Here is a 271-nt window from a genome sequence, read left to right as displayed (position 1 = left end):
ACGCGCCGGGCCGGGTGGCGCGGGTGGTCACGGCCGCCGGGCATCAGCGCACGAGCCAGTACCGGCCCTGGTATCGGATCGAGACGGATGAGAACGGGACGCCGCTGGCCACGGTCCATGACGGACGTGGCCTGGTGGTGCGCACGGTGCTCCAGCCCGCCCCCGGCAGCCCCAGCGCAGACGACGTCCGCATCACCCGCCACGTGTATGACGCCGCCGGGCGGCTGGTATCGAGCAGCGATCCGCGCTTCTTCGGTCGGCAGCAGGCCGG

1 protein-coding gene is annotated in these 271 nt (G+C 73.4%); it reads left to right on the top strand.

The features are described from left to right. Positions 1-271 (top strand): hypothetical protein (locus tag KVT39_RS36885; protein WP_217591477.1); only part of this gene is annotated, 271 nt, incomplete at both ends.

This window comes from Burkholderia sp. GbtcB21, assembly GCF_019091065.1.
GTDB lineage: Bacteria > Pseudomonadota > Gammaproteobacteria > Burkholderiales > Burkholderiaceae > Burkholderia > Burkholderia pyrrocinia_C.
The sequence above is the reverse complement of the archived record's forward strand: the minus strand, read 5'-3'. Positions and strand labels throughout refer to the sequence as shown.